Annotated in this window: 16 protein-coding genes and 1 pseudogene; 5 read left to right on the forward strand and 12 right to left on the reverse strand. The window is 42.0% G+C overall.

Annotated elements, in window-relative coordinates:
- The first annotated feature begins 35 nt into the window (after nt 1–35).
- On the forward strand, nt 36–1,214 hold the full coding sequence (locus BacF7301_RS23615) for an ATP-binding protein (protein WP_167966665.1): 1,179 nt from the start codon (nt 36–38) through the stop codon (nt 1,212–1,214).
- 32 nt (nt 1,215–1,246) lie between these two features.
- Nucleotides 1,247–4,795, forward strand: a complete 3,549-nt coding sequence (gene nifJ, locus BacF7301_RS23620; RefSeq protein ID WP_167966666.1) for a pyruvate:ferredoxin (flavodoxin) oxidoreductase — start codon at nt 1,247–1,249, stop codon at nt 4,793–4,795.
- A gap of 123 nt (nt 4,796–4,918) precedes the next feature.
- On the opposite strand, the gene BacF7301_RS23625 is transcribed toward nifJ, so the two are convergent.
- Nucleotides 4,919–5,905: a BF3164 family lipoprotein gene (locus BacF7301_RS23625; protein WP_167966667.1), complete on the reverse strand. Its 987-nt coding sequence runs from the start codon at nt 5,903–5,905 to the stop codon at nt 4,919–4,921.
- A gap of 161 nt (nt 5,906–6,066) precedes the next feature.
- Complete coding sequence (locus tag BacF7301_RS23630; RefSeq protein ID WP_167966668.1) at nt 6,067–6,369, reverse strand: NVEALA domain-containing protein; 303 nt, start codon at nt 6,367–6,369, stop codon at nt 6,067–6,069.
- A 110-nt stretch (nt 6,370–6,479) separates the two neighbouring features.
- Here BacF7301_RS23630 and BacF7301_RS23635 point away from each other — a divergent pair.
- A pseudogene (locus BacF7301_RS23635) lies at nt 6,480–6,725 on the forward strand (hypothetical protein); the annotation flags it as partial.
- A 70-nt stretch (nt 6,726–6,795) separates the two neighbouring features.
- Here the strand turns inward: BacF7301_RS23635 and BacF7301_RS23640 are convergent.
- The 8 genes from BacF7301_RS23640 to BacF7301_RS23675 all read right to left on the reverse strand — a co-directional run bounded on the left by BacF7301_RS23640 (nt 6,796) and on the right by BacF7301_RS23675 (nt 20,714).
- Nucleotides 6,796–7,659, reverse strand: coding sequence for a glycine betaine ABC transporter substrate-binding protein (locus BacF7301_RS23640; protein ID WP_167966669.1), 864 nt, complete (start codon nt 7,657–7,659; stop codon nt 6,796–6,798).
- A gap of 48 nt (nt 7,660–7,707) precedes the next feature.
- Nucleotides 7,708–8,535: an ABC transporter permease gene (locus BacF7301_RS23645; RefSeq protein WP_167966670.1), complete on the reverse strand. Its 828-nt coding sequence runs from the start codon at nt 8,533–8,535 to the stop codon at nt 7,708–7,710.
- Nucleotides 8,532–9,758: a quaternary amine ABC transporter ATP-binding protein gene (locus tag BacF7301_RS23650; RefSeq protein ID WP_167966671.1), complete on the reverse strand. Its 1,227-nt coding sequence runs from the start codon at nt 9,756–9,758 to the stop codon at nt 8,532–8,534. The genes BacF7301_RS23645 and BacF7301_RS23650 overlap by 4 nt, the downstream gene beginning before the upstream one ends.
- 297 nt (nt 9,759–10,055) lie before the next feature.
- Complete coding sequence (locus tag BacF7301_RS23655; RefSeq protein ID WP_167966672.1) at nt 10,056–10,394, reverse strand: MGMT family protein; 339 nt, start codon at nt 10,392–10,394, stop codon at nt 10,056–10,058.
- Nucleotides 10,395–10,515: 121 nt separating this feature from the next.
- Complete coding sequence (locus BacF7301_RS23660) at nt 10,516–13,311, reverse strand: substrate-binding domain-containing protein (protein ID WP_369805661.1); 2,796 nt, start codon at nt 13,309–13,311, stop codon at nt 10,516–10,518.
- A 14-nt stretch (nt 13,312–13,325) separates the two neighbouring features.
- The gene (locus BacF7301_RS23665) at nt 13,326–18,884 is read right to left on the reverse strand and encodes an alpha-2-macroglobulin family protein (protein WP_245208288.1); all 5,559 of its coding nucleotides are present in this window, start codon (nt 18,882–18,884) and stop codon (nt 13,326–13,328) included.
- A 505-nt stretch (nt 18,885–19,389) separates the two neighbouring features.
- Nucleotides 19,390–20,073, reverse strand: coding sequence for a hypothetical protein (locus BacF7301_RS23670; protein WP_167966675.1), 684 nt, complete (start codon nt 20,071–20,073; stop codon nt 19,390–19,392).
- A gap of 71 nt (nt 20,074–20,144) precedes the next feature.
- The gene (locus BacF7301_RS23675) at nt 20,145–20,714 is read right to left on the reverse strand and encodes a Crp/Fnr family transcriptional regulator (RefSeq protein WP_167966676.1); all 570 of its coding nucleotides are present in this window, start codon (nt 20,712–20,714) and stop codon (nt 20,145–20,147) included.
- Between the two features lie 332 nt (nt 20,715–21,046).
- Between BacF7301_RS23675 and BacF7301_RS23680 the strand changes: the two genes are divergently transcribed.
- Both BacF7301_RS23680 and BacF7301_RS23685 read left to right on the forward strand, forming a co-directional pair.
- Nucleotides 21,047–21,625: a Crp/Fnr family transcriptional regulator gene (locus BacF7301_RS23680; protein ID WP_167966677.1), complete on the forward strand. Its 579-nt coding sequence runs from the start codon at nt 21,047–21,049 to the stop codon at nt 21,623–21,625.
- 77 nt (nt 21,626–21,702) lie between these two features.
- Nucleotides 21,703–22,542 carry a DUF4377 domain-containing protein gene (locus BacF7301_RS23685; protein ID WP_167966678.1) on the forward strand — a complete coding sequence of 280 codons (840 nt, stop codon included), beginning with the start codon at nt 21,703–21,705 and terminating at the stop codon, nt 22,540–22,542.
- Between the two features lie 115 nt (nt 22,543–22,657).
- On the opposite strand, the gene BacF7301_RS23690 is transcribed toward BacF7301_RS23685, so the two are convergent.
- Both BacF7301_RS23690 and BacF7301_RS23695 read right to left on the reverse strand, forming a co-directional pair.
- A complete protein-coding gene (locus tag BacF7301_RS23690) occupies nt 22,658–23,545 on the reverse strand; it encodes a carbohydrate kinase family protein (protein ID WP_167966679.1) in 888 nt (295 codons plus the stop codon).
- Nucleotides 23,546–23,580: 35 nt separating this feature from the next.
- Nucleotides 23,581–24,750, reverse strand: coding sequence for an MFS transporter (locus BacF7301_RS23695; protein ID WP_167966680.1), 1,170 nt, complete (start codon nt 24,748–24,750; stop codon nt 23,581–23,583).
- Nucleotides 24,751–24,973 lie beyond the last annotated feature (223 nt).

A 24,973-nucleotide genomic window follows, 5' to 3' on the forward strand; every position in this document is an offset into this window, starting at 1 on the left:
CACTATATTTGCCCCCCGAAAAACAAAGAACAGAAATGGAATCATTCTATCGCACGCACTCCTATCTTGTTGAGCACACCAATGCCCCCGTTCGCCGCGACCTCATGGACGAGATTGACTGGAGCGACCGCCTGATTGGTATCAAAGGGACACGTGGCGTAGGAAAAACCACTTTCCTGCTCCAATATGCCAAAGAGAAATTCGGGAACGACCGCTCTTGCCTGTTCATCAATATGAACAACTTCTATTTCTCGGGACACAGCATCGTGGATTTTGCCAACGAATTTCAGAAACGCGGTGGAAAGGTATTACTGATCGACCAAGTATTCAAACACCCGGAATGGAGCAAAGAACTGCGTATGTGCTACGACCGTTTTCCCAATCTGAAGATTGTCTTTACCGGTTCGTCCGTGATGCGACTGAAAGAAGAAAACCTAGAACTGCGTGATATTGCAAAAAGCTATAACCTGCGTGGATTCTCTTTCCGTGAATTCCTGAACCTGCAAACAGGTATGAAATTCCGGGCTTACAGCCTTGAAGAGATTCTCAGCACGCACGAGCAGATAGCCAAAGGAGTACTTTCCAAAGTTCGTCCGCTGGATTATTTCCAGGATTACCTGCATCATGGGTTTTACCCGTTCTTCCTCGAAAAGCGTAACTTTTCGGAGAATCTGCTGAAAACGATGAACATGATGGTGGAAGTGGATATACTGCTCCTCAAACAAATTGAATTGAAATATCTTTCAAAGATAAAAAAATTACTATATTTGCTCGCTGTCGACGGGCCGAAGGCTCCCAATGTGAGTCAACTGGCAAGCGACATACAGACATCCCGCGCCACGGTGATGAATTATATCAAGTATTTGGCGGACGCACGACTCATTAACCTGGTTTATCCGAAAGGGGAAGAATTTCCGAAAAAGCCATCAAAGATAATGATGCACAACTCCAACCTGATGTATTCCATCTATCCGGTGAAAGTGGAAGAGCAGGATGTACTGGACACTTTCTTTGCAAATTCCTTATGGAAAGACCATAAGATACATAAAGGAGACAAGAACTACTCGTTTATGGTGGACGAAGTAATGCCGTTCAAAATTTGCCAGGAAGGAGCAAAGATAAAGAACAATCCGAATGTGACGTACGCGTTGCACAAAGTGGAGATAGGCCGGGGCAACCAGATACCTCTCTGGATGTTCGGTTTTTTATATTAAAAGATTTATTTACTTAAATATTTAATTTAGTTATGACTAAACAGAAGAAATTCATCACTTGTGATGGTAACCAAGCTGCAGCACATATCTCGTATATGTTCTCTGAAGTAGCAGCTATCTACCCCATCACTCCTTCTTCGACTATGGCTGAGTACGTAGACGAATGGGCTGCCGCAGGACGTAAGAACATCTTCGGCGAAACAGTATTGGTACAGGAAATGCAATCTGAAGGCGGTGCTGCCGGTGCAGTACACGGTTCTCTTCAGGCTGGCGCGTTGACTACTACTTACACTGCTTCTCAGGGTCTTCTCCTGATGATCCCTAACATGTACAAAATTGCCGGTGAATTTTTGCCTTGCGTATTCCATGTATCTGCACGTACATTGGCTTCTCACGCATTGTGTATCTTCGGTGACCACCAAGACGTAATGTCTGCTCGTCAGACTGGCTTCGCTATGTTGGCTGAAGGTTCTGTACAGGAAGTTATGGATTTGGCTGGTGTTGCTCATCTGGCTACTATCAAATCTCGCGTTCCTTTCATGAACTTCTTCGACGGTTTCCGTACTTCTCACGAAATCCAGAAGATCGAAATGTTGGAAAACGAAGACCTTGCTCCGCTGGTTGATCAGGAAGCTCTTGCTGAATTCCGTGCCCGCGCACTGAACCCGATGAATCCGGTAGCTCGTGGTATGGCTGAAAACCCCGACCACTTCTTCCAACATCGTGAATCATGCAACAACTACTATGAAGCTGTTCCTGCTATCGTAGAAGAATACATGAATGAAATTTCCAAGATTACAGGTCGCAAATACGGTTTGTTCGATTACTACGGAGCAGAAGATGCAGAACGCGTGATTATCGCAATGGGTTCTGTAACGGAAGCTGCACGCGAAGCTATCGACCATTTGGTAGCCAACGGTGAAAAAGTGGGTATGGTTGCCGTACACCTGTATCGTCCGTTCTCTGCTAAACACTTCCTGGCTGCTGTACCTAAGACTGCTAAGACTATCGCAGTTCTTGACCGTACTAAAGAACCGGGTGCTAACGGTGAACCTTTGTATCTTGACGTTAAAGACTGCTTCTACGGTGCAGAAAATGCTCCGGTTATCGTTGGCGGTCGCTACGGTCTGGGTTCTAAGGACACTACTCCTGCTCAAATTATCTCTGTATTCGAAAACCTGGCTATGCCGATGCCGAAGAACCACTTCACTATCGGTATCGTAGACGACGTAACTTTCACTTCTCTTCCTCAGAAAGAAGAAATCGCTTTGGGCGGTGAAGGTATGTTCGAAGCTAAATTCTACGGTTTGGGTGCTGACGGTACGGTAGGTGCTAACAAGAACTCTGTTAAGATTATCGGTGATAACACCGACAAACACTGTCAGGCTTACTTCTCTTACGACTCTAAGAAGTCTGGTGGTTTCACTTGTTCTCACTTGCGTTTCGGTGATAATCCTATCCGTTCTACTTACTTGGTAAATACTCCGAACTTCGTTGCTTGTCACGTTCAGGCTTACCTTCACATGTACGATGTAACACGTGGTTTGCGTAAGAACGGCTCTTTCTTGCTGAACACTATCTGGGAAGGCGACGAACTGGCTAAGAACTTGCCGAACAAGGTTAAGAAATATTTCGCACAGAACAACATTTCTGTATATTATATCAACGCAACTCAGATTGCAATGGAAATTGGCTTGGGCAACCGTACCAACACTATCCTTCAATCTGCATTCTTCCGTATCACAGGCGTTATTCCTGTAGAACAGGCTGTTGAACAGATGAAGAAATTCATCGTTAAGTCTTACGGCAAGAAGGGTGAAGACGTTGTCAACAAGAACTATGCTGCCGTTGACCGTGGTGGTGAATACAAGACTTTGCCTGTTGATCCTGCTTGGGCTAACCTGCCGGACGACGCAAAAGCTGAAAACAACGACCCTGCATTCATCAACGAAGTAGTTCGCCCGATCAATGCACAAGACGGTGACTTACTGCCTGTATCTGCGTTCAAGGGTATCGAAGACGGTACTTGGGAACAAGGTACTTCTCAATACGAAAAACGTGGTGTTGCTGCATTTGTGCCCGAATGGAATGCTGAAAACTGTATCCAGTGTAACAAGTGTGCATACGTTTGTCCTCACGCTTCTATCCGTCCGTTCGTTCTCGACGCAGAAGAACAGAAGGGTGCTCAGTTCGAACAACTGAAAGCGGTAGGTAAAGTATTCGACGGTATGACATTCCGTATCCAGGTTGACGTTCTCGACTGTCTGGGTTGCGGCAACTGTGCCGACATCTGTCCGGGTAATCCGAAGAAGGGTGGCAAAGCATTGTCTATGAAGCATCTTGAAAGCCAATTGGCTGAAGCTGCTAACTGGGAATACTGCGCTAAGAACGTGAAGACTAAACAACATTTGGTTGACATCAAGTCTAACGTGAAGAACTCTCAGTTCGCTACTCCGTTGTTCGAGTTCTCAGGTGCTTGCTCAGGTTGTGGTGAAACTCCGTACGTGAAACTGATTTCTCAGTTGTTCGGTGACCGCGAAATGGTTGCTAACGCTACCGGATGTTCTTCTATCTACTCTGGTTCTGTTCCTTCTACTCCTTATACTAAGAACGAAGACGGTCATGGTCCTGCTTGGGCTAACTCATTGTTCGAGGACTTCTGCGAATTCGGTCTGGGTATGGAACTGGCTAACGAAAAGATGCGTGCACGTATCGTTAAGGTTATGAACGAAGCAATTGCTGCTGACTGCACTCCTGCTGACGTAAAAGAACTGTTCGCTGAATGGATTAACAACATGCTGGACGCTGACAAGACGAAAGAACTGGCAGCTAAGATTATCCCGGTTGTTGAAGCTAACAAAGATAAATGTAATCATTGCAAGCAAATCGCTGAACTGCAACAATATCTTGTTAAACGCAGCCAGTGGATTATCGGTGGTGACGGTGCTTCTTATGATATCGGTTACGGTGGTCTTGACCATGTAATCGCTTCTGGTAAGGACGTTAACATCCTTGTTCTTGATACTGAGGTTTACTCTAACACAGGTGGTCAGTCTTCTAAGGCTACTCCGGTGGGTGCTATCGCTAAGTTCGCTGCTGCTGGTAAGCGCGTACGTAAGAAAGATCTCGGCCTGATGGCTACTACTTACGGTTATGTATATGTTGCTCAGATTGCTATGGGTGCTGACCAAGCTCAGACTCTGAAAGCGATCCGCGAAGCAGAAGCATATCCTGGACCATCTTTGATTATCGCTTATGCTCCATGTATCAACCACGGTCTGAAAGCCGGTATGGGTAAGAGCCAGGAAGAAGAAGAAAAGGCTGTTAAGTGCGGTTACTGGCACTTGTGGCGTTACAACCCGGCTTTGGAAGAAGAAGGCAAGAATCCGTTCATGCTGGATAGCAAAGAACCGAACTGGGAAGACTTCCAAACGTTCTTGAAGAGCGAAGTTCGTTACTCTTCTGTAATGAAGATGTATCCTGCTGAAGCCGAAGAACTGTTCCAAGCTGCTGAGAACAACGCTAAATGGCGTTACAACAGCTACAAACGTCTGGCTAAAGGAAACTGGGATGCTGAATAAAGAGCTATTTTAAGAAGGAAAAGGCGGAATCCACAAGGGATATCCGCCTTTTTTACAGTTAGTTAAAAATATCTTTAATCAATATAATTTTGGCACACCCAGCAAACTATGGGAGTTCGTACACTACAAGATAGTGTACTTCAAAAAGCCATCTTCAAATATGTCACCATTATAACCATATATAATTCCGTTCTCTTCATCCACATCAAATGCATATAATAGAACGTCCAGTTCGTATTTTGCGACAGAATGTCCTGAATAATCAAATACTTCAATAAAACATCCTTTTTCCTTTTTGGGACATCTTATATAGAAATAACGCTTACCTGCAACTAATTCACGCTGACAAAATTTGGTTTCTTTGATATTGTTCACTATTATATAAGGCACTACAGTATTATCAATAAGTCTCTTACAGAGCTTCATATCGCTTACTCGATAAAAATCTATTTGCTTTTTATAGGTATAAGCATAGATTATTAGAGAGTCGTTAGCTGCCAAATATCCTCTATTCTCGTCAAAGAATAATTCCTTCTGCTTTTGTTCAATTAAAATCTGTCCTGTTATCTGCATGGTATTCAAATTGACTTTTTCTATATTAAGTTTATAGGGAAACGTACTATATATTAATAAAGAATCGTTGACAACATTCATAAAATTGACTATTCTATCAGAGATAGGCAGTTTGATTTCTTTCTCAAGAGACATGTGGTTATTATCCAACATAAAACATTTGATAAGAAATGGAGTGTATCCCCAAATATAAACTTTATCAGAAACAGTTTTACATAATGTGGGAGATATTTGAAATTCATCTTTTCCTCCTCCTTTGACTCCACCTTGATAAATACAATGAAATCTAGGAAGTGAATATTGATATATCATAGCATCATTATTTCTTGAATCTGTTACAAAGAGATTTCCTTTTTTTATCACTATTCCATCAGGAGAGAATATTTCATTTACTCTTATTTTCTCCGCACAAAAAGATTTTTTCACTGGAAAGGGTTCTATTTCCTGTGAAAATGCCTGCCTTTGTGCACAAGTTTGTCCACTGCATGCTATAATAATTAAAGTATAAATAAGTAATAAATAAGTTGTTTTTTTCATCGTATAATTTATTCTTTCTAAAATGACTATCTTAATTCAATAAATAAGTGTATATAATACTGTATCTATCATTTAGAGAGTTTTAGCTCGAAGAATCTGATTTTTGTACATGAAAAAATGATATTTTTCAATGAATAATAGATCTATAGGCTATAATAAAGTTACCATCCCGGTAGACCAGGAAAAGAACCCGCACAATTAGAAGTACCAATACTCGTAGTGGATTTTACTGTATGGCAGTTACTGCACGATGTAACATAGAATGCGGGTTCGTCTGGTAGTAATGTTGTACTAGTAAAAATGTAACACTGTTTGAACCTTCCGGTGAACTCATCATATGCCAAAGCCTCCACATTAAGAAGTGTTAACTGAGTTAATTCATATTTTGAATTATACGTCACATGGACGCCATAACAAGCAACTGCTATAATCAAAGCAGCTAAGCCATAATTTTTTTTTTTCATCTTGATAAGTTTTTAATTTGTTACTTTGTGTATTTTCCGTAAATATACTGTTTTATTAGTTGTAAGCAATATTTTATGCTATGTTATTCAGCAGATTATATATAATTTATTACTGGCACTTGTGGAGTTACAACCCAACTTTGGAAGAAGAAGGCAAGAATCCGTTCCAATTGGATAGCAAAGAACCGAACTGGGAAGAATTCCAAGGTTTCTTGAAGGGTGAAGTTCGTTACGCTTCTGTAATGAAACAATATCCTACTGAAGCTGAAGAACTGTTCAAAGCTGCTGAAGAAAACGCTAAATGGCGTTACAACAACTACAGACGTCTGGCTAAAGGAAACTGGGATGCTGAATAATTAATCACACTCAGATAGATATAAAAGGGAGTCTGCTCAATGCATGACTCCCTTTTTATGTTTAAGCCAGTTATTCCTTTGATTTCGGTATCCAGCTATCCACCAACTGCCGATGTTCATCCCGCCATTTGCGTGCTATATCTTCTTCGTCCATTCGGGCGTCTTTCATAGCTGTCATAAAGGAGCTGAGTTCCTCTGTCGTTAATTTGATATTACCAAAGAACTCCGCTGCGTACGGATCTTTTTCACTGAATCCTTTCCAGGCGACGGCATGGATTTCTTCCAAGTCACCATATACTTTCTTCGGGTCTTCCAGAAATTTCAAATCAAACTGATCGAACATCCAGTGTGGTGTCCATCCTGTAATAACTATCCATTCGCCTTTCTCCATCGCTTTTTTCAGAGATGCAAGCATCGTCGAGCTACTTGAAGTCATCAGTGTATAGCCGTCAAGGCCGTAAGCTGAGATGGCTTTATCCGTGGTTTTCATGATTCCTGCACCGGCATCTATTCCGACTATTTCAGAAGAGAACCGGTCTTTATTGGCAGCCAGTTCATCAATGGAATTAATGGTAACGTATTGAGGTACGACCAGTCCGACACGCGCTTCTCCATATACTTCGCCTAAAAATTCGATGCTATCACCATATTGGTCCATATAATCTTTCATTGTGATCGGTAACCAAGTATCCAAAAAGACATCTGAATTCTTTCCGGATATGGATACGAAGATGGGTGCAAGATCGGCATTCTGTAGCTCAACCTCGTATCCTTGTTCTTCCAGTACCACTTTCGCCAAATGGCTCATGGCTATTCCTTCCAACCAATTGGCATAGGCTATTTTTACTTTTTTCTTATTTGAGTCGGAATTCGTACAGGAAGCCAGCAAAAGCAGAGCGGACAGTACGATTCCTGCTAATTTATATATTCTCATTTTTATTCCTTTCAGTTTTCTGTCTTTCTTATTTTAGTTCTTTCTATTTTAGTCCTTCTTGCTTTTTCTTCCTGCCATTCCTTGTGTGATACGGTCCAGGATGATAGCCAAGATGACCACTGCTATACCGCCTTCAAATCCGAGTCCGATTTTCATTTGGGTAATACCCTTTAATACGATTTCTCCCAAACCACCGGCAGCAATCATTGCGGCGATGACGACCATGGAGAGTGACATCATAATCGTTTGGTTTACTCCGGTCAGGATAGTGGGTAGTGCCAAAGGAAGCTGTACTTTATAAAGTAACTGCCAGCGGGTAGCTCCGAACGAGCGGGAAGCTTCCACTACATTTTTAGGAACTTGCCGGATTCCTAATCCGGTAAGACGGACCACAGGCGGCATGGCGAAAATGATGGTAGCAAACACTCCGGGCACTGCCCCCAAGCCGAAGAAAAGAACGGCAGGAATCAGATAGACAAAGGCAGGCATAGTCTGCATCAAGTCAAGAATGGGGCGGAGTATCTTATCCGCACGCGGACTGTTTGCCGTCCATACTCCTAAAGGGACACCGACAATCAATGCCAGGCAGGTAGATGATAATACGAGAGCCAGCGTTTGCATGGTTGCTTCCCAAAATCCCATACCGTAGATTAGTAATAAGCCTAGTACGGTGAAGATACCTGTTCCGCGTCCTGCTTTCATCCAGGCTGCGACGGCAAGTACGAGGATGGTTATATAAAAAGGGATTCCGAAAAGAATGTGTTGAAATCCGATAATGAAACTACCGATACCTGCATTCACGGCATCAAAAAAAGTGGCGAAATGTACCATCATCCAGTTGATGGCACTTTCTATATATTGTCCTATATTTATCATAAATCTATTGCGTTTTGGATTATTTCGTTTATTTCTTCTTTATCTTTTCCTGTCACTTCGATGATTAAGGATGATAGTGGGATAGTTCCCAGAAATTCATGTGTTTCGTCAATCACCCAAACCGGTGAATTGCTCTTTGTCATCAGAGGGAGAATATCTTCCAATACTGTATCGCATAGTACTGAATGTACTTCTGTCCTCACAATTGGTTCTATGGATTTCTCCTGTTTACTACGCAGTTTAAGCAGGTCATTCAGACGAACCTCTCCTATCAACTTGTCGTCGGCATCTATAACAGGAAGTACTGTTATATTCTTCGCACGCATTTTACGAATCAGTACTTCGGGTCCTTCTTTCTTCAGGCGGGCAACCAATGGTTTGTCAATCATCAAGGATGAAGCGGTAATAATCTTGCTTCTGTCTACGTTTTCCACGAAGCGGGCTACATAGTCGTTGGCGGGTTCAGTCAGAATTTCTTCTGAAGTTCCTATTTGTACGACTTCCCCGTCTTTCATAATAGCAATACGGTCGCCCAGTTTGATTGCTTCGCTCAAGTCGTGGGTAATAAAGACAATCGTCTTTTTCATCTTTGATTGCAAAGCCAGCAGTTCATCCTGCATCTGTACGCGAATCAGAGGATCGAGGGCGGAGAAAGCCTCATCCATTAAAAGTACTTCGGGATTATTGGCCAAGGCACGGGCTAAACCGACACGTTGTTGCATCCCACCGGAAAGCTCGCCTACCATTTGATTCTCGTAGCCTTTCAACCCGACTAACTTCATACTTTCCATGGCTTTCTTTTCTCGTTCCTCTTTCTTCACTCCCTGAAGTTCGAGTCCGAATGCGATATTATGTAATACGGAACGATGGGGCAATAACCCGAAATTCTGAAAAACCATAGCCAGCTCTTTTCGCCGGACTTGCAAGAGTTCTTTTTCGGAAACTTTGGAAATATCTACTCCATTGACGAGTACTTGTCCCGATGTGGGACGTATCAAACGGTTTATACAACGTAGTAATGTCGATTTTCCACTGCCGGAGAGTCCCATTATCACAAAAAATTCTCCTTCGTTAATTGAAAGATTAGCATCTTTCACTCCTACCGTACACCCGGTATCTTTCAGGATTTCCGCTTTGCTCTTATCTTCTTTCAGCATCTTGAGTGCTTTCTGTTTCTCATGACCGAAGATGAGATATAAATCCTTTATTTCTATTTTGCTCATATAATATATTGGTTTAGATTATAATAATTGTTTTGTTTTCAACTGTTGCGCTTATCATTCTCACCAATGATAAACAAGTTGAAAGTTCGCTTGGTTCGGTCACGTTACATTATAACATGACAAGCTAATGAGTTTTTAATGATTAAAAAAACAGACTGAGTAGTTTAAAAGGAATAGAATTTGATAAGATTATCCTCTCAATGAACAGTAAAAAACAGTATTTTCATATACGAATTACAGCCTGTTTTTGCATATTGTTACTGCAAAGATAGGCAAAATAGATTAAAGATGCAAATTTTATTCAGAAACGGAGTAGTTCCAAAGGTGCTTTTTCAAGTCTACACACCCATTTTGTTTGAAAGAAATTCCTTCTTCCAAGAGTAATAGTTTTTGCTCTTCCCAACCGGGAACGAGACGCCCGGATGCATTGACAACCCTATGACAAGGCGCTGAGACTTCATCCGGCACTTGCTTCAGGGCACGACCTACCATGCGGGAGCATTGAGGTATTCCCAATAATGCAGCTATACCACCATAAGTGGAAACTTTACCTGAAGGTATTTCACAGACCACCTGATATACTTCCTGACAAAAGCTATCGGAAAGGCTCGCTTTATCTACTTTATAATCTTTCATTGCTCGGATTTCTACTTATTTGATTTTCAAAGCTAGATAAAAATAAGAGAATGTGCAAATTATAATTTGCAACCAGTTTATTAGAATCATCTATTTCCGTTTCTGTAAGAATTTCCCTGCCTTATCCTTTCCTCTTCAACAAATCCGTCGGGCTCTCACCAAACTGTTCCTTATAGCATTTGGTAAAATAAGAAGGAGAACTGAAGCCGACTTCATAACCAATTTCAGCCACAGTCATATCCGATGAAGCAAGCAGGGAAGCCGCTTTCTTCAAGCGGGCAATTCGAAGTAATTCATTAGGAGAATAGTTAGTCAGGGATTTTATCTTACGATAAAGCTGCACACGACTTAGTCCCATATCCTTGCCCAAGTCTTCTACATTCAAACCGGAATCTCCCATCTTCGCATCAATCAAGGTTTTGAATTTTTCTACAAAGTCCTTGTCCATATCACAGACATCTTCTTTTGCCAATGTCTGTCCGTCACCAAAGAATTGTTTCAGACGACGATGTGAATCTATCAGGTTACGGACACGTGCCAGTAACAATTGCGAACTGAAAGGTTTGGAGATATAAGAATCTGCGCCACCGTCATAGCCTTGAATCCGTTGTTCATCCAAAGAACAGGCCGTTAATAGGATAACAGGGATATGACATGTTTGCAGTTCGCTTTTCAGACGGCGGCAACATTCAATACCATCAATGCCCGGCATCATTACATCGGAGATTATCAAATCCGGGACATATTTCATAGCCTTGCGGATACCTTCCGAACCGTCTGCCGCTTCAATGACAGTATAGTCTGTATGAAGTAGTCCATGAACATATGAACGGATATCCGCATTATCATCAATGATAAGTACGGAAGGTTTGGAAGAATCATAGTTCTTTTCCAGTTCCTCTTCTTCAATGGGTAAAGCGTCATTTAAGGGAGAAGCTTCGGAAACAGAAGATGCGGGAGAGCCTTCCAAAGAAGAAGTCTCATAAATACAAGCCTGTACCGGTAAATCGACGGTAAAGACAGTTCCCTGTTTTTCATCACTTTCCACTGATATAGTTCCGCCGTGCAGTTCTACGAAAGCCTTTACTAAAGCCAATCCTATTCCCGAACCGGCATGGTGCATATCTATTTTATAGAAACGTTCAAAAATACTCCGGATATGTTCTGCGGAAATCATCGAACCGGTATTGGTTACCGTAAAACGAATCCACTGGCTACCTTCTTTCATCAACGAAGCCAGGCGGACTGTTACTTTTCCATTCTCGGGAGTAAACTTGAAGGCATTGGAGAGCAAATTGAAATAAATACGTTCCAGTTTCTCTATGTCCGCCAATGTATGGAAATCCGTATCCGGCATATTGTCAAAAGAAAAATGAATATGCTTTTTGCGGGCTGCCGCCAGGAAAGATTCGTTCCAACCTTCGAAAGAGGAAAGAATATCTACCGGAACGGGGGTATATTCCATCTTGCCATTTTCGTATTTACGGAAATCCAAAATCTGATTGACCAGACGCAAGAGGATATTTACGTTTCGTTGTATCAGCATCAACATTCGATGCTGGTCACCACTTAGTGTATTATCGGCCAACAGATGCTCTACCGGATCGGCAACTAAAGTTAATGGAGTACGGAAATCATGAGAGATGTTCGTAAAGAAAACAAGTTTGGCGTGGGTCGCTTCTTCCAGTTGGTGGGAAAGCTGTATTAATTGGTCACGCTGTTCTTCCAGTTTGTCACGTTGTTCCTCTAACTTATCCCGTTGCTCTTCCAGTATATCGCGCTGCTCTTCCAATTGCCTCTTTTGTTCCGACAATTCCTTATTCAGTCTGTTTTTAGAGCGAAGAGACTTATAAACAACTAATAATAATCCCGCCACCAATAAAAGAATGACCAAACCACCATACATGACAACCTGTTGCGTAGCCACACGTGACAGATATCCACCGATACGTCCGTTTAAGGTTTCTATCTTCTGATCCAGTTCTGAGATGTGAGTCGTCTGAAGTTGCATGACGTGTGCGTTCGTACGGTCTACAACAGCGGTATTCATCACAGTTTCTCTAGGATAAGTCTTTTTCTCAAGGATATTCATTGCCAACTGCAACACCTTGTCGCCATTGGTAGGATAAATAAAGGTGGCGTCCAACACACTATCAAGAACAAGTTCAAGTCCGTTTCCTTTCCCCGGCAGAGCGTCGATACCGACAAACATCATTTCCTTTTCCCGTCCCACTTTCTTGGCGGCCTGATAAGCTCCCGGAGCTATACGGTCATTATGAGCATATACGGCATCAATCTTTGGATTACGACGAAGCATACTATCCATTGCTACTTCTGCCGGACCACGCTCCCAGGCAGCATCCGCTTTATCAATCAGCTTGACGTCCGGGAAGTTACTGATGGCAGCCATAAAACCTTGATGCCGTTCCATAGCAGGAGTCGAACCACCTAAGCCGGTGAGCTCCACCACATTTCCTTTTCCTTTCAGGCTGGATGCAATGTAGTTTCCCACCGCACGGCCTATTTCATAATTATCAGCACCGATATATGCGGTATATTTATCAGAAAGAATCTTCCGGTCTACTAAAACAACAGGAATTCCCTTTTGATAGGCTTCTTCCACTATCGGAGTCATGGGAGCTGCTTCATTGGCGGAGATTATCAGTAAATCAACTCCTTTGTCTATAAAATAATGAACATCTTCCGCCTGCCGGCGATTATCATCTCCGGCAGAACGTATCTCTACCGATACCCCGTCATAGAACATCGCTTCACGGAGAATTTCATCATTCATCTTATGTCGCCATGAATCATCGCTACATTGAGCCACCCCAATACGGAAACGGGGAGCATCCTGCCGACAGGCAGCCATTCCTAAAAGACAAAACAATATCACTATCCATTTCGTATATTTCATCGCTTTAATTGTTTTCATTCTTTCGTTTTTCTTTCTGTAATCCAAATTCTTTTCCCTTCGTTATTAGCATTCACTACCGGGAAGTACATCAATTCCACTTTCGCAGGATTCAGCGTATATTTACCGGTAAACCGTGGAAGCAGAGGAATAGTAAACGTATAAGTACCTATCGGTAATTTTTCGCTAAAGATAACAGTTTTCTCTTTAAAATATTCACGATACACTTCGCCACCGGAAAAATTAACAGGTTTTGAAGCATAGCTGCAACCTGCCGGTATAGGAACTTCGAGCATTACATACTGCGCGCCTTCCTGTTTCACTTGCAAGGTAACCGTGAGTGCGACAGGCATACCCGCTACCAAAGAATCCGTCTCCAAAGTCGATTCGACCTTGAATGAATCGCTTTCACGAGCATCCATTACACGCTTCGTCGAATAGACACTATACAATAAAGGCTCATTCCCTGTTTTTGAAATAAGCAGACTCTCTCCTGCTGTCAGTCGGGCTTGATAAGGAAATTCCGTTATTTGTTTGTTGTCCTTACCGCTCACGGATACAGTCGTCCCCATTATTGTGCCTTTCGATTCTTTTAATATATCAGTGAGGATGGTTGCCACGGCAGAAGAAGCCTGATAAGTATTCCAACCACGTTCTTTAGTCCGAAGAATGTATAATTGCATCTTATCTTTCAGCTTATATAAGGAAGAATCATTCTTGATAATCCGGTAAGCAATCAGCGTATTTATCATTTTATTTCCTTCCCAAGACCAGGAAGAAGTGCGCCGCCCATCATCACAATAAACACCGCCCAATATATCTTTTTTCAAATAACGATTTACACTATCGCCTACATTTACTGAATCCACTTGCTGTTTGATTTCCCAAAGAAGCAGCTTTTCTTTCAGATACGAGCGAGGATGATAGTCCTTATATCTGTTCGCCAATGAATCCTCCTTTTGCTCCTGTTGCCGGACGAACGGTTGCAACAATTTGACAGCCGAGGAATAATCCGCCTGAACTCCCCATTCATACAATGCATGAAGGATTTCTATATCATCCAGTTTCATCCCCCGATAAGGACGCACATGGGCATAATTTACTTCCAACCCGTTCAGATTCAAGTCTACCGCATAGCCTGCATCTTTCGCTAATTTCAAAGCCCGCAGGATATGTGCCGACATCCAGTAAGAAGTATTTTCCATATTTCCCCACCACGACCATAGCTTCTGCTTATTCTGGTTGTTCACCAACTTGCGGACAATAGATTTGATTGTCTTATCCACTTTTCCCGGTTCGCCCTTATTTTGCATAAACTTTTGATAAGCCAGCAAACCCATCAACTTGGAAGCCAGTTGCTCATTACACAAATATCTGTATCCGTTCAGATAATTCACCGATTCTTTATAAACATCCAGTTGATTGTCCATGATACTAATCGTGACCTCTTCATCCTTGCCGGATTGTACTTTGACCGTTTCCGGATCGGATAAGATACTTAACGTACCTTCAGCCAGTTCCGTTCCTTGAGGTAATACAGGAATTGTATATTCTTCCCCATCCTTATATCCATCGTCACGAGTGAAAAGATAACTCATTGTCACACTATCGGTATTCGCGGCCTGCATCGGCAACGTTTCATGGAATCCTTCCGTCAGATTCACTTCCCGCTCCATCCTTGCCTCCCCATCAACACGGAACTGCACATTTCCTTTTATCTGCTGCCCTTCCAAATAATTACGAATCGTTCCGACCAATGCACTCCGGTCTCCATCTATCAGGAAACGGGGAGTTTTCAGCTCCGCCATCAACGGCTTGTAGGAGCGGACGGAACGGCGGAAAGTACCCGTCTGCAAACGATGGTTCATAGCATAGACAACCGCTTCCCATTTCGTCATATTATCAGGGAAAGTCGTTTCAAACCGGACTGTTCCGGTTTTATCCGTAAACAAGCGGGGTTGCCAGAAAGCTACATCCGAGAAGTTCCGGCGCAATCCGCTCAATTGCATCAACTCATTATAGATTTGACCGGCATCCACTTCGTCCTTAGTTTCTTTATCCTGTTCTTCCAGTTTCTCTAAAGGTGCGGAAGCCGGAGCAGAAGAATCCGCCGAGAGTCCGGCAACAGCCCCCGTCAACGAGCGCTTGGCACTTACTCCATATCCAACGACTACCACTTCTTCCAACGCCTGACTATCTTCTTCTAAGGTAATCATCAGGTTCATGCCGGGAGTTGCCATTATTTCCTGTGTTTTAAATCCGATGTAGCTAATCTGAAGCAAATCTCCGCTCCTGCCACAATCCATTTCAAAATATCCGTCCACATTAGTTATCGTCCCTTCCATCGTTCCTTTCACCAACACAGTGCATCCTATCAGTCCTTCTCCTGTAGAATCAACGACATACCCGCAAATCTTTCCTCCATAATGGCGAACATACTGCGTTATCCTCATCGTTTTGCCAAAAGACGGATTCGTTCCGATGAAACCGGCTTCTCCTCCCGCCAAAAGCCATTTGGCAGATAAAGAATCACATTCATGCAATGACAGAGATTCCATACTGACATCCATATAAGTATAAGGTCTTATCTGCAAACTGTCCTGTTTCAGATACTTCCCGTTCTTATAAAGCAGAATAGCATCATAGATACCCGCAGGAAGTTTAGAATATATCCTGCTTTTCCGCACCAGTGTATCCGGGTATACAATTTCCCCGGTAACGCAATCTCTAAAGAACAAGTTTGCCACTCCGGTAGAATCCCTCTCTTCAGGAAGGCGGAAGTTCAGCTTCTTGTCCGGCAAAGAAAAATAAATCCGGGAAGGATGCCAACTGATTCCTTTCCTATGCTCTTCCACCAGCTTACGGAATCTTTCCGGCGACAAGTGGGAATCGTCCAAAGTGGGAATCTTAGCCACAGATGAAAAGTATAAACGAGTCGGACACAACTCGTCATCCTTATACTTATAGACTACATTCCCCTCAAACCCATAAGAGAACCCGCCTTCATGCCGATAGAGTACGCCATTCATATATTTCCAAAGCCCCGGCTCTACCGGCCCTGCCAATATATTCTTCTTATAACGCGGCAATCCCTGAAGTGAAACTGGAAACAAATCTCTATTATGTTCCAGAGAAGTATATCCCCACCCTTCCGCTACGGGAAGCCGGCAGAGATACCGTTCATATCGTTTTTTCTCTTCCGGGGTAAACTTATAATCATAATATTTCCCTTTCTTCTGTCTTAGCCAAACCATTGATACGCCTTGCGGCAACTGATTCATATCAAAACTCAGTATCGTTTTCTTGCCCCGTTCAAAGGCCAAAGAGTCAATAATAAAAGCCCGGTCATGCATCCGTAAAGTTATCTTCTGCTTTCCCCACGGACGAAATACAGGAAAAGAATACTCTTTCGGCTGCTCCGTCCACGAGAAATAACAGGGAACATCGTCCTGCTCAATCACATAAATATCCACCGCTTCCCCGTTCAGCATCACATAAGGAGCAAACTGGGTAGTTCCGTCCGGCGTGTCCGCCGTCTGCCTGAACAGATTTCCCGAAGGATAAGCAAACTGATAATAAGGCAATTTCTCCAAATGAAGCAACTGGTTCCAACGTTTATAATCCAACCTGCCGGTATGCAGATATTCTTTTTGCCGCATCGAATAAGAAGCACGCTGCTCACGCGGACGGGGAGCGCTGCCATAATAAGGCAAATCGGGCACATAATAATTTAATTGACTATTCACGGCAAAAGCCGTCAAGTCCACATTGGCAACCGGATGCCCCTGGATATTCGTTACATTCAGTTTTGTGGTTACTTTCTGTCCGGGATACACGCGTTCGGGCAAATCGGATTCAATCAACAACCGTTCGGAAGGAGAAGTGTACGAGCGTTTCAGCATACATTCCTTATCTCCCATAAAATAGAATATCTCCACGTAATAGACAGAAGACGGGTCTATTTCACCAGAGCGATGTTCCATCTCCTTTCCCGAACCTTTTTGCAATAACCGGTTGCCCTGATATACATACCAGGAAAGTTCCAGTTGCAAAGGATTGGAAAGAGAGACACAGAACGAATCCTTTTCTATTCCGCCATTCAATTTCAGTTTGGAATCCAGTCTGTCGGCAGCAATGACTGTTTCATAATTCGCTTCGGGGATTTTAAACCGATAGTCGGAAACAGATTGGTTGAATGGTTCCCGATAAGGCAAACGTATTTTCTTTACTTCTTTCTTATCTCCATAAACCAGTTCCGCTGCTACCGGACGTTCTACGCCCGAATCAAAGAAAGAAAAGCAGATAGTATCCGCTTGTGTCGTACATTGCACATCGTGGCTGGAATAGTAGAAAGTCGCTTTGTCCTGTTGTTCCAACCGACTATTATCAGCAGTCAGCAACACGACATTTACACTATAAAAGCAGTCGGAAGCGCCGAATATTGCAGAAGGGATATTTACCGAGGCTTTTCCCGAAACATCCAGTTCCGCCTGCACAGACATCAACGTATCCGGCAAAGAGAGGATTTCCGTATAAGATTTCAACACTTGCTGCCTGTTGATGGTAACTTCCACATTCACTTCCCGCAGAGGAAGTCCGTTGGCATCCGTGGCACTAATATCTATCCGGTTGCCCTGTGGCGCATACTGCACGTTCGAAGCCAACTTGACAAGCAACTTATTCCCGTTCAGCTCATAATCCTCGTATTTGAACCCTGTAGAACCGACAATACGTCCCCGCTTGTCACGAAGCTGGATGATATACATCTTGTCCAACTTCAGATTCAATGAATCGTCCAACTGAAATTCTCCTGCATATCCCCCCGGATGATAAGGAGTGACAGGCATTATCTTCTTATAGTCACGTCCGGAAGAACCGGTACGCATCCACAAAGAAAGTTCCTGTTTCAAAGGTCGTTTATGCTCCGAGAGAGCATAAGATTTAAAACGAACCGTCTCGCCCGGTTTATATTTATTCTTATCCGTAATCAGATAACTATAAAATTCCGGGCCGCTTTGCTGACCATAATCATTCCGATACCAAGGCGAAACAAGATGTTTCCGCAAATCAAATACTGCCCGGAACTTGTCTAACTCCACCGTCAGGATATGTTGCTCTTTCTGCGACCAGTTATCATCCGTATACGTCTGGCTGTCTTTATCGTAATATACCGCCCTGCCGCCAACACGTACTTTAGCATCTTTTCTGATTGCTCCTTCGGCATCAACCACTTGGAGAGTCAGCACCCCATACTCTTTGAACAGAAAAACGTGGAAAGGAATCACTGGGGTATACCGGTAATGAACTTCGTTCCGCTCTACATTAGCTAGCAGGAAATGTCCCCTGGCAGGAAGTTCAGTCCACGTTTTAGTGAAACGGGCAAATGGCGTCTGCTGTATTCTGTCCCAATCCTTACGTCCGAGTTTACCTTTGAGAAGCTTCAAGGCATCCTTATTGTTCAATTCGAAAACAACCGTTTCGGGAGAAGCGTCGCTTCCAAGCATCGGTTGTCCGAAAGTCCAGTCAGAAAGAAGCAGTAACCCCAGTAGTAACAGGCTTTTTATTCGAAATCGCATGGTGCTCATAGTACTTAATAGATTGATTCTGAACAAAAATAAAAATAAATATGCGAGTTCACTAATTATCGCCCGATTATTCTACGAATTAGTCTCTCAAAAGAAGATAAGATGGGTATAGATATTTGCCGGAGAATTATTAAGAAAAGTGTAAAGCGTAAACAAAACGCTTAATCAATGTTATAAAACATCTCTTTTTATTTGGATTATTTGCAGATTTCACAGAAGTCCGTATCTTTGCACTGTGTTTTTCATAGTATTAGATTTAAGGTTAACAAAGGTTGGAGCAAGGCGTTGCTCCTTTTTTTATGTCCATACCTCTCCTAAGTAAAGGAAAACCAGTTATTCATAAGGCAGAACAGTTGTTCTGTATCTGTTGCATTTGTCAATCTCATTTTACCGTCAGTGGCTTGCATTTTCAACAGGTTACAATTTGTAACCGCTTCATTTCCCCTTCTTAAGTCTCTGTTTCAGTTTATTCTAATCTTTTCTACTATCTACGTTATCATTCAACAGCCATAGAAGCAGAAATGATTTTATCCAGTTCACGAATAACAATCATTGGATTTTTAAGAATCTCTTTTATTTGAAGCGTATCGTTCCGTAACATATTTACGAGTGCAGGATAATCCGCAAACTCCCTCATCAATGACTTTTTGTGTCTTTTATAAAAGAGAGTACCTTTCATAATAAGGAAACATTTGGCATAATCCATATCTGGTAGCTGATAATAAAAGCAAGGGAGTACTTCCGAATAGCCACTAAGGGGGTCAACAAGGCACCATATCATTCCCACATACCCATTCACATTCTTACCTTGATAAATGGAAAGTAACATAACCGGGTTTTCAGCGATATATCCTTTATATCTTCCAACACCATTGTTGACAAACATAGGTTTCCATACACCGCTTATAGAATCGCCATTCTCTGATTTAATCTCCATCTTTTCTATATTCCTTATTTTATACTTCTCGGACTTGCCTTCTATATCAGAACTGATTTTGACTGAAACAGCCCTATCTGTCAATGGAAAAGAACGCAGATAACCTTCCACGATAGTCGAATCTTTAAGTGTCAGTATCGCATAAAGTACTTTTCTTTCTTTACCGAAAGAACAAACGGAAATTAAAGAGAATATTACCGAGCATAAAAATACTCTTTTCAGAATCAACCTGGAGTTTTTCATAACTTATTCATATTTTGCGCAACAAAGCTATGAATAACGAGAAGAAAAAAACTTGAAGTATTTCAAGACTTTCATTTATATCGAAGCTTTCTTCGTATATTACTGACCGTTTCGGGGGTAACTCCAAGAAATGACGCAATATCCTTTAGTGGTATTTTTTCTTTTAAGTCAGGACAGCGCCTCATTAACTTTATATATCGCTGCTCCGGTGTGTCACAATAAAATCCAAGCAAACGCTGGTACATCTCCGTAAATAAGATTTCAGCAGCATGCCTGCCCATACGCTGCGTATCCATATTAGTTTCCCAAAATTGATTGAGTACATGTATCGGTAACCAATAAACCTCACAATCAGTCATTGCTTGTATGCAGACTGTTGTTCTGCTCCCAAGAATTAATGATGGATAATCACACACAAACTCACCCTGAAAAGAATATCCCATAATATGCTCATTACCATCATCACTAGTACAAGTATAACGAAATATCCCACATTCTATTAATGCTACAAATTGAGTAACTTCATTTTGACGAACGAAATATTCCCGTTTTTTTAAGATACGCAACTGACCCTTTTTGCGGAAAAGTTCCCTGATTGGAGTATAATCAAACTGCTCTATATATAAATTGAAATTTTTCATATTCCGTCTCTATTAGATACTCGGTATTTGTGTCTTTAGTAACTCTTCTATTATGATTTAACGCTATATTATTGCTATACAAATTAGTATATAACAAATAAGCTTCTGCCAAATATAACACAAAGCTCCTAGAAATACGGAACTTACCGTGCTTTTTTTCATATAACTTGATTATTTTATTAATAATCTCTTCCCCCAAAAAGATAGAATGAACACAAATATTTAGCAGGGAACTATCCACAATAGTGTAAAGGATAAACAATTAACCGATTGTGTGACACTTATTTAATTTTTCTATATATCTTTGCCCTAATGAAAATAATCTACCGGCAATGGGAGAATTCAACATATACAACGAAATACTCGATTTCAGCGAGTTCTTCAGTCTGTTTCTCAATAATGGAAAAAGGATTGATTTTAAGAAAAACGACTATTTTTGTAAAGTAGGCGAGCATTTTCCCTTTATAGGTTATCTTGAAAAAGGTTCATTCAGATACACCTGCGATGATTCTAGTGGGAAAGAACATATCCTGTCATACGCATTTGAGAATGAAGTTCTCGGCAATTATTCTCCTTTACAGAATAACAGTCGTGCAATTGCTAATATACAAGCTGTTCAAAACTCTGTCATATATATACTTTCAATATCTGAAGTAAATTCATTTTTCAACAGTAACATAGATGCCCAGCATCTTGGCAGAAGGATAGCAGAAGTTATTCTTTTTTCAATGGCACAAAGACTCAGAGCCATATATTGTGATACCCCGGAAGAGCGGTATCAAGCATTAACAGCAAAATGTCCTGACATATTAAACAGGATAACCTTGCGAGAAATGGCTTCCTATTTAATGATAACACCCGAAACATTGAGCCGGATTAGAAAAAGGATTGTACAGAGAAGTAAATCTTGATTCAAATCAAGGTTATTATCCATTCTTTTGCTGTATTTTGTAGTCAGATAATTTTATATTTTAATTCGATTAGTATAATGAGAACAAAAGAAAGATTTGGAATACTACTACTATTCCTTTATACATTCTGTTTTATCAGTTGTAGTGATGACGACAATGTTGTTGGAGAAATTGTCGTTATGTCTATTTCGTCCAAACTGGTGTGGGTTGAGGTTGTCACTTCAACCGAACATAAAGTTCAGGGTATGATAGAATGCACTATCAAAGATTCTAATGAGAAATTGCGTATTCTTCCCAATCAGATAGAAGGCTTTGAATACCAAAGCGGATATGAATATAAATTAAGGGTGAGGATAACCCCTTTCGATAATCCTTCCTCTAACGGTAGTACAGAGAGGTATGAACTAATAGAGATAATATCTCAAAATAAAATAGTACCATTATTCAATATTCAGCTCATGTATGCAGTTGATGCAGAGCAGAAAGATATTATCGAAAATGATTTAAAGAATAATTCATCATTCTTTGTTGGCGGCAGTTATCTTTTCAATTACGAGCTGACGGCATGGACACTTTTAGATGCAAACAATGTTCCAATAGAAAGTGGGACACTTCAAAGAAAGAGCAATTTTCCTTTGGAGACACCACTACCTGCATCCTATCAACTGTTACAACCGGATGAACAAATAGCCACGTATGCAATATGGTTCTTTTCTTCTATATCGAGATCTGAACAAATAGTGCACCCGTATGATGTCATTATTACATTAATGCCCGGTGGCGGAAGGGATCCTTACTATCGTCTTTGGTTTTACGAAGATTTGACTAATTATTATAAGACTAAATTTCCAAATGCCGGAGTTAAAGGTGTAGTACGCGTTCAACGCCTGAACAATAGCCAATTTACTATATCCTGATTTCATACCATGCAGACATATCACAAAAACAAGTAATACATTTCAATATTAATCGGTAGTATTTGCTACTAACTTCTTTAAGGAAAGTATGTAAATACTACCGATTATATCTTTCCTATAATAATCTGTCTTTCAACACCTGCGGAAGTTCCGGCATCGCCCCGCTCTGCGTACAGACATAAGCAGAAACTTCCACCGCCAACTTATGAGCTTCGGGAACCGGTTTACCGTTAAGTATAGAAGCACAGAAAGCTGCCGTGAAAGAATCGCCTGCCCCTACCGTATCGGCAACAGGAACTCTCGGTGTCTCCTGGAAAGAAACAACACCCGGGGTAAATACATAGCTGCCATTGATTCCGCAAGTCAAAATCAACATCTTCAGATTGTACTTAGCCAACAGAATCCAGCACTTATCCTGCAAGTCGATGCCCGGATAGCCGAACATACGGCTGATGGTCACCAGCTCTTCATCGTTAATCTTCAAGACATTGCAACGTTGGAAAGACTCACGCAACACTTCTTTGGTGTAGAAGTCCTGGCGGAGATTGATGTCGAATATCTTCAGTTGTCCGTCTATATCGGGCATTGTATCCAGAAAGCGGTTGATAGTGACACGGCTTACGTCATTGCGTTGCGCCAACGAGCCGAAGCAGACGGCACGTGTATTCAACGCCAAGCGTTTCAGTTCGTCCGTGAAAGGAATGTTATCCCAGGCAACGCCTTCCTTGATTTCATAACAAGGCACACCTTCAGCGTCCAGTGTCACTTGCACCGTACCGGTAGGGTAATCTACCCGTTCAATCTGAGTATTCAGTTTCTTGTCTTTGAATACTGACATTATCTCATCCCCCAGTTCGTCATTACCTACCGCACTGACTACACGGCTGTCAAAGCCGAATTGTGAAACATGGTAAGCAAAGTTTGCCGGAGCACCACCTATTTTCTTTCCTTCGGGCAGCACATCCCATAGCGCTTCACCCATTCCTACTATTATATTATTCATGATAAACAGAGTTTAATTGATTCCCAAATATAAAATTATTTTCTGATACGGAGCGTATAGAACAGCAGATAAAGCACTCCGATTGTCATAACGGCAATCGCTCCGTTCTGTCCCAGTGAAGTGTCCGAAGCCAGTCCCATCGCCAACGGGAATACCGTTCCACCGAAAAGCCCCATAATCATCAAGCCGGAAACTTCGTTTTTCTTACCCGGCAGATAAAGTAATGCTTGCGAGAAGATAACGGAGAATACATTAGAGTTGCCAAAACCAATCAAGGCGATGCAAGCATAGATAATTGCTTTTTCATGGAAAATAAACAAACCTATCATGGCAATTAACATCATCACTACGCTGATGCCGAAGAAAGATTTCGGAGACATCTTACGTAAGATGAAAGATCCCAGGAAGCAGCCTGCCGTACGGAAGATAAAATAAAGGCTTGTCGCAAAAGCGGCATCGTCCAGTCCCATGCCGATACGTTCCATCAGAATCTTCGGGGCGGTAGTGTTCGTACCTACGTCGATGCCGACATGGCACATGATACCGATAAAGCAAAGCAGAATGAACGGTTTGCCGAGTAAGGCCAAGCACTGACCAAAAGTAGACGGTTTGCCCTCTTCCTTTTCTTCTTCAATCTGCGTGACGTTGAGCAGGAGAATGGCAACGACGGCTGCTATCATATAAATCGGGAAAAGAACGCGCCAGCCCAGGTCGAAAGACGGAATGGCCTGCGTCGCTCCCCACATAGCAATATATGGCGCAAGGAAAGAAGCAATCGCTTTCACGAATTGACCGAAAGTTAGGCTACTTGCCAAGCGGTCACCCCTCACGATGTTAGAGAGCAGCGGATTCAGGGAAGTCTGCATCAATGCGTTTCCGATGCCCAACAAAGAGAAGGAAATCAGCATCAGCATATAGCTGTCACCGAAAATGGGTAACAGTAACGAAGCGAATGTCACAAGCAAACTAAGCAATACGGTTTTCTTCTGACCGATACGGCTCATCAGCATCCCTGTCGGTACGGAGAAAATCAAGAACCAGAAGAAGACGAGTGAAGGAAAGATATTCGCCTGTGAGTCTGACAGACCGAGGTCTGCCTTTACATAATTGGAAGCAATGCCTACCAAGTCAACGAACCCCATGGCGAAGAAGCATAGCATCACCGGGATAAGTTTGGAGAGAGAAGAGTTTTTACTGTTTTCCATTATTATATCTTTTACTTAAGTTTTCCATTGTTATATCTTTTACTTAAATTGCACATACCTGTTTATCCGTATGCTACAAAGTGAATCTGTTATTATATAATTTCTGTATCCTTAGGGCTTAACTTGTCCGCCCCTACGGGAGTAAACCTGTTTAGCGCTTATCCGATTCTTGCTTCATACCGCTATAATAGGACGAAAGCTACGGTATTATTAGTTTGTCACG

Source organism: Bacteroides faecium (genome assembly GCF_012113595.1).
Taxonomy (GTDB): domain Bacteria; phylum Bacteroidota; class Bacteroidia; order Bacteroidales; family Bacteroidaceae; genus Bacteroides; species Bacteroides faecium.